The sequence below is a fragment of the Pelomicrobium sp. P1 genome (genome assembly GCF_052805615.1).
Map to the genome: position 1 here is coordinate 1 of NZ_JBRBEM010000029.1, position 6,159 is coordinate 6,159.

Genomic DNA, 6,159 nt, shown 5'->3' on the forward strand with positions numbered 1-6,159 from the left:
TCAACGCGCCGGGCTCGGGGGGTCTGCTGGGCACCCTCGGGGATCTGCTCTCCGGCGTGTTGACTCAGTCTGCCCCCGGCGAGAACGGGATCTGGAACCTCAAAGCCTCCGAGGGCCTCTCCCTCATCGCCGGCCTGGGGGCTCAGCCCTCGGCGGCGCTGCCGGTGCACATCGAAGCCGCCCCGGGCCTTGGGATCGGCAACCACGCCATCGTGCGGCTCACCGACGCCCTGGCGGTGCAGGCGGTCTACTCGGAGCTTGCCCCGGGCCTTTCGCAGGATCGGCTCAATCGACTGCTCGATGCCTCTGGGGTGAGCGCCGAGCGCACGCTCGAAGCAGCCCTGGATGCGCTGCGAAGGATTATCCTCGGCCCGGCTGCTGGCAGGACCGCGGTCGATGACCGTGAGGCCCTCCACGCCCATCTCCAGGCATTGCAGGACGATGCTGCCTACGCGGCCCTGAAAGGCAATGTCCAGATCTCTGTACTGGCCGGTGCGACTGCCTCCGATCTGAAGGGCATGGGCTCGCGCAATGACGCCTTGGGCCTGGCGACCCGCTACGCGCTTCAAGCGCTCAACCCCTTTGCGCTGGTTGGCGCCGACTACAGTGCGTTCAACGCGAAGGGCGAGTTGGACCTTTTCGATCCCGCGACGGGCAACGGCGACTTCACCCCGCACTATCTGACCGACCGTGCCGACTTCCTTGCGCGCAGGCTTTGGTTCAGCGCCGAGGACATCGAGCCGGTCAATCCCACCTATGGCTACGACGGTGCCGACCATCCGTATCTCCGGGACGCCGTCTTCTTCGAAGACGCCGCCACCGGCGACAAGATTGCCCAGGGCTTTGCGCCTGAGAGTCCCTTTCCCAACGTACAGCGCTACTTCTTCGGCGATAGCTGCGCTGATCATCTCTGCCGTGTGGGTAGACGGCTCTCCGAGAGGCACCACCGACAGCACTGTGGAGAGCGATCGTATCCACTGATTGGGAAACGTTCATGACCAGAGCTATCCGAATCTGCTTATTGGGCATCGCCCTTTCGCTGCTCGCTGTCGGATGCCGAGATATCGGAGCGGGGGAACGGGATTACACAGTCATCAACACGGGGATCCAGGGAAGCGGCTGTTGGTACGACAACGAGCGCTTCGTAGTGCTGCAAGGGAGACAAGCGCCCGGGACGCCAAGGTTCGAGGCGCAAGGAATTTTTTACTTCGACGCTACCAAACCGAATAGCCTAACAAGAATCGATCTCTCGCCACTTCCATCGGAGCTACAAAGCACAATCGTTCGAATTGACTGCGGAGAAAAAACAATTTTGTTCAACGTTTCTGGCTCGATTCCTTCTGATCCTTCCGTGACCAGACTCTATGCGCTGAGATTGGGCGAGGCTCCAGAGCTAATCGCGGAGATGCGAGGACTATATCCACCATCTAAAGCAGTAAGCTTGCGCGGGCGCTATGTCGTCGGAAACAGCAGGAAGATGTCGAGAGGCATCTTTGAAGGGCACGATGATTGTTCCCCCTTTTATCTCAAGCAGGATTTTAGAGCTTTATGCTGGAACACGTACGGACGCAACCTCTGGCCGCTTTCCAAGTTTGTGCTGGCGGAGTATCGGTGGGAAGAGACGATTCAGGTCAAGGGCGAGGACGATCAACCGAAGACCATCAAGAATCCGGAGGCGCCCCTTCTGGGGCGGGATGGGAAGCCGCTGCGCTATGCGTTGGTACTCTACGACTTAGAGCACCAAGTGCTGACGAATCTTACTGACGATCCCGGCTACGCAGGATTCGGTGCTGGGGTGGGAGCGCTGGCGATCACCCCGGATGAAAGCTACGCCTACGGAGTGTGCGTCAAAAAGCCCATTGCCCATGGGAGGGGCTGGGACAGCGTATGCCGGTATCGTCTCGATGGAAAAAGAAATCAAGTGGAGGAGGTCTTCACCATTGATCCTGACAAAAAATTCAAGGTGGTCGTCATCCACAGAGTAGCCGTAGATTCCCGAGGCAATGTGTATGTGGCTGTGACAGGGGCAAAGCCGATCGATGGTGTTTTGCGCTTTCACAGCGAGACACAAAAAATCGAGCGTCTGACGGTGCTGCCGCGTTCCGGCGAAAGCCGACTTGGGGTATCGCCCGATGGACGCTGGCTTGCTTTCACTGCCCTGGACCAAGGGGCAAGCAAACTTTTCCTCATGAGAATCGAGCAGGGAGGTGAACAATGACGGGATTCATTCCATACGTTCTTGCGAGGGAGATTGCGGAGCGCGTGTATGCCGGTCGATCGTCTATTCCTGTAGGTTGGGAGCTGGATACAAGTTTCAACTCGCTGGGCGTAAATGGGTTTCCTGGAGAGCTCGATCTCGCCAACGGCCTCTACGCCTACGCGCTCAAGCCCGCGTCGGACAACACGGCCGTTGCTCCGAACACGCGCATCCTTGCCTTCCGCGGCACGGAAGGGTCGCAGGACGGCATCCCGGACCTACGGGATTGGTACAACAACCTCAACAGCATCGGACGGGATCAGTTCGATGGAGCACAGGCCGAGGTGAATCGATGGCTCGCTGCCAGCCTGGTCGCTGGCCGTGCGGTGGAGCTTGTCGGTCACAGCTTGGGTGGAGCTTTGGTTCAGTGGGCGATCAACGATACGAACCTGCAAGATACAAACCGTAGTGACGTCGAATCGGTCGCGAAAATCGCTGCCGCCATATCCGGGAATCCGGCCTACACGGTTTCAGCTTCCCAACTCCACTTCTACACTTTCAACGCTCCCGGCATCGGCCACTCGCCGAGCGCGACGCAAGCCTCCGACAAGCGCTCCATCGTGGCGAGCGGCGAGCACCATGTGATCGAAGGGTTTCTGCCGTTCTTGCACGGCGACATCGTGCATCTCGTAGGCGGCGCCCACGTTGGCGGGCGGGTCTACGGGCACAAGGTGGACTTCGGAGCGAGCGGCGAATACGGCTTCAACGCTCACGGTATCCAGCGCCGGGACTGGTGGGAGAGCTTAGCCGATGGCGGCTACACGCCTTTCTACATCGATGTGGCCGCAGCCCAGACCATCGCGGCGAACATCTCCCGGCTCGGCAACAGCGACGGCACGGTGGAAAGCAACCGGGAAGCGATCTTTCGCCTCACGCTCTTTACGGCCGCCGCCCTCGGCACCCAGGCGACGGGCCGCTTGGGCCGGCTCGGGCAACTGCTTGGGCTTTCCGCCCTCGATCTTGACGCCACGGCGCTCGCCGATGCCATGGCCAGCACGACCGATGCGCTCAACCGCGGCCTGGTCAACGTGCTCGACCAGGTCAAGGCGAAGACGGGGGTGGACCTGCCGCGCTTCGGCGCGGAGCTGATGGCGGGGCTGGACGAGGCGCTGATCGGCTTTTTCGGCCTGGAGGAGCCTCTAAGAGAGCGACTCGTGGAATTCATCGTCGATGCGGCGGAGGGGATCGGCAACGCCTATCAGGAGCTCGTGGCCAAGGTCTCGGACACCCTCTTCGACCTCGGCTCGTCCCTGGGATTTCTGGAAGTCGACGCTTTCCGAAGCTCGTTTGCGGCAGCGCTTGAGGATCCCTCGCTCGATCCAACCATCAAGAGCGCTCTCCGGGAAGCCCAAGCGGTTGTCGAATTGGCCGGCCAGACAGCGATCATGCGCCCAGGCTGGGGCGAGAACCCCTTCGATACGCCGGCGTTCGATCCGCAGGCGCAGGCCTTGCCCGCCTTTGCCTTGGAGGAGGGGCGCTTGCAGATGCTGAGCGTCTTTCTGCCCTATCCCGCCCCCGAAGGCGGCCAGCGCATCCGGCTGCGCGTGAGCGGGGCGGGCGAGGCGTTGCAGGCCTTTCAGGACGGCGAGCCGGTTTCCGTGGAAGCCGGGGTCTTTTACCTTACCGTTCCGGTAGGTGCGCGCGAAGCGCGCTTCGGGCTGTGGGCCCGGGGCGATGTCGATGTGGCGGCGGCGGTCTCGGTGGAGGCCACCCTGGTCGATGGTGCCGGCGAACCTACCCACCAGAGCCGCGAAGAAGCGGCGCTCACCCTCGAGCCCCGGCCAGACGACCTGGATCTGGCGAGCGCTTCCGCGACGTACTGGGAAGAGAACACCGGGGTATGGGGCGATGGCAATGACTTCATTTGGTTCCAGAACCCCCTCTCCACGACCCAAGTGTATGCTGGGGGCGGCAACGACACGGTGATCGGCTCCGACGGCCCAAACCATTTCCTCGGCGAAGCCGGCGACGATCAGCTCGCGGGGACCTACCGTGTCTACGGGCGCGGTGAGCCGGACTGGCTGGAGGGAGGAGAGGGCAACGACATCGTGCACGGCGGCGACGGCGACGATTTACTGGAAGGGGGCTCAGGCAGCGACGTGCTGATCGGGGACCTCGGCGCTGATCGCTTGTTCGCCGACACGCAGGCGCACTCGCTTGCTGCCGCTGCGGCGGATTCCCACCGGGACTGGCTCGCGGGCGGGGCGGGCGAAGACCTTCTGGTGGGCGCGGGAGGCGCTGACGTGCTCTCTGGCGGCAACGGCGCCGATCTCCTCCTGGGAAGCGCAGGCGACGACGTCCTTCTGGGCGATGTGGACGCGCTCCCTAGAGATCCCAACTGGCGGATAGAAGTGGGCCCGGATGGGCGACGGATCGTCAGTCCTATCATGGGGACCCATGGGGTCGTCATTCTCGGCTCGGCGCTGAGCCCGGTCCTGCCCGAGGAGGGCGGGGCGGATCTCCTCTATGGGGGCGCAGGCCATGATCTGATCTTCGGTGATGGCGGTAGTGACGAGCTCTACGGCGGTGAGGGCGATGACCGGCTCTTTGGGGACGCCGACGAGCTCGACCCCCTTACCCATGGGAGCGACTACTTGAATGGCGGCGCTGGCGACGACGAGCTGCACGGCAACGGTGGAGCCGACATGCTGATCGGCGGCGCTGGGGACGACCGCCTCTACGGAGGCGCGGGCGAGGACACCCTCCGGGGCGGTGCGGGCGAGGACGCCCTCGATGGCGGCGAGGACGGCGACACTTACCTCTTTCGCAAAGGGGATGGTTCCGACGTGATCGCCGACGCCGGCATGGAAGGCCTCGACACCTTGGTGCTGGAGGACCTGTTTCCCTGGGAAGCGCACCTGCGGCGCCTCGCTCAAGGGGCTCTGGAGATCACGAGCGAGGGTGGTGACCGGGTATTCGCCCGCACGGCGGCGGGCAATCCCCGCGCGGGGATCGAGGCGATCCGCTTTGCCGACGGCAGCCTTCTCGATCGGGAGGCGCTCGATCGCCTGCCCATCGATTTGGCCTCCATCGGTGGCGACGGATGGGCGACGGGCACCGCGGGTGACGACCTGATAGACGGCTGGACGCTGCCGGTAACCGATCCGGGCGGCCATGTGCTCATCGATACGGGCACTGGCGACGATGAAGTCTACGCCCCCTGGAACGCCATCGTGCACGGGGGACCAGGCAACGACAACCTCATCGGCGGGCAGACGCTCCTAGGGGGTGAAGGCAACGACACGCTGCTCTACGGCACCACCCTTCTTGGCGGCCCGGGCGAGGACGAGATGGACGGGGGACAGGGGGCCACGCGCTACAGGATCGACCCCGCCGAGCCCGGGGTCGATCTCATCCACGACACGGGCGAATCCCAGGAAGCGTACCTCGACGCCTACTATGGAAGTCTCGGGATCGAGGACTGGCGCTACCGCCATGCCTACGGCGGGCGCTACGCCCTGTGGGGTGGGGAGGGCGAAGCCGGGGGCGGTTTCTTCGAGAGCTTGGGAGAGGTGGAAGCGCGGCTTGCCGAGTATGGGCGGAGTCTGGACGAGGCGTTGGCCGATGGGAGCGTGACCTATATCGAGCCGCTCCCCGAGCCGCCCGCCCGCTCGGCCACCGACTTCGCTGCCCTGGCGGAGGCGGTGGAGGCCGGGGTGATCGAGCAGGACGTGGTGGAGTTCGGCCCGGGCGTGACGGCGGCCGAGGTTTCGCTTTCCTGGGGGCGCATCGAGCGGGCCTCCCCCGACACGGGAGAGGTGCTCCCCTACGTGATCCTCGACCTCTCCTGGGGCGATGGGCGGGGGGCGCGGCTTCTGATCCCCCGGCCGCAGGAGCCCCTGGGGCGGGGAATCGAGACGGTGCGCTTCGCCGACGGCGCAAGCCTGTCGCTCGCCGAGTTG

The 6,159-nt window shown here is 64.1% G+C and carries 2 protein-coding genes and 1 pseudogene; all 3 read left to right on the top strand.

All coding sequences use genetic code 11. The features are described from left to right. Positions 1 to 998 (top strand): hypothetical protein (locus ACUVYZ_RS17185; protein ID WP_446033093.1); only part of this gene is annotated, 998 nt, incomplete at its 5' end. After that, positions 995 to 2,218, top strand: a complete 1,224-nt coding sequence (locus tag ACUVYZ_RS17190) for a hypothetical protein (RefSeq protein WP_439935658.1) — start codon at positions 995 to 997, stop codon at positions 2,216 to 2,218. The genes ACUVYZ_RS17185 and ACUVYZ_RS17190, both read left to right, overlap by 4 nt. A gap of 44 nt (positions 2,219 to 2,262) precedes the next feature. Further along, positions 2,263 to 6,159: pseudogene (locus ACUVYZ_RS17195) on the top strand (hypothetical protein); the annotation flags it as partial.

Excerpts from the sequence above, each read along its gene's own strand:
- ACUVYZ_RS17190 (WP_439935658.1), top strand. The coding sequence starts at position 995 with ATGACCAGAGCTATCCGAATCTGCTTATTGGGCATCGCCCTTTCGCTG.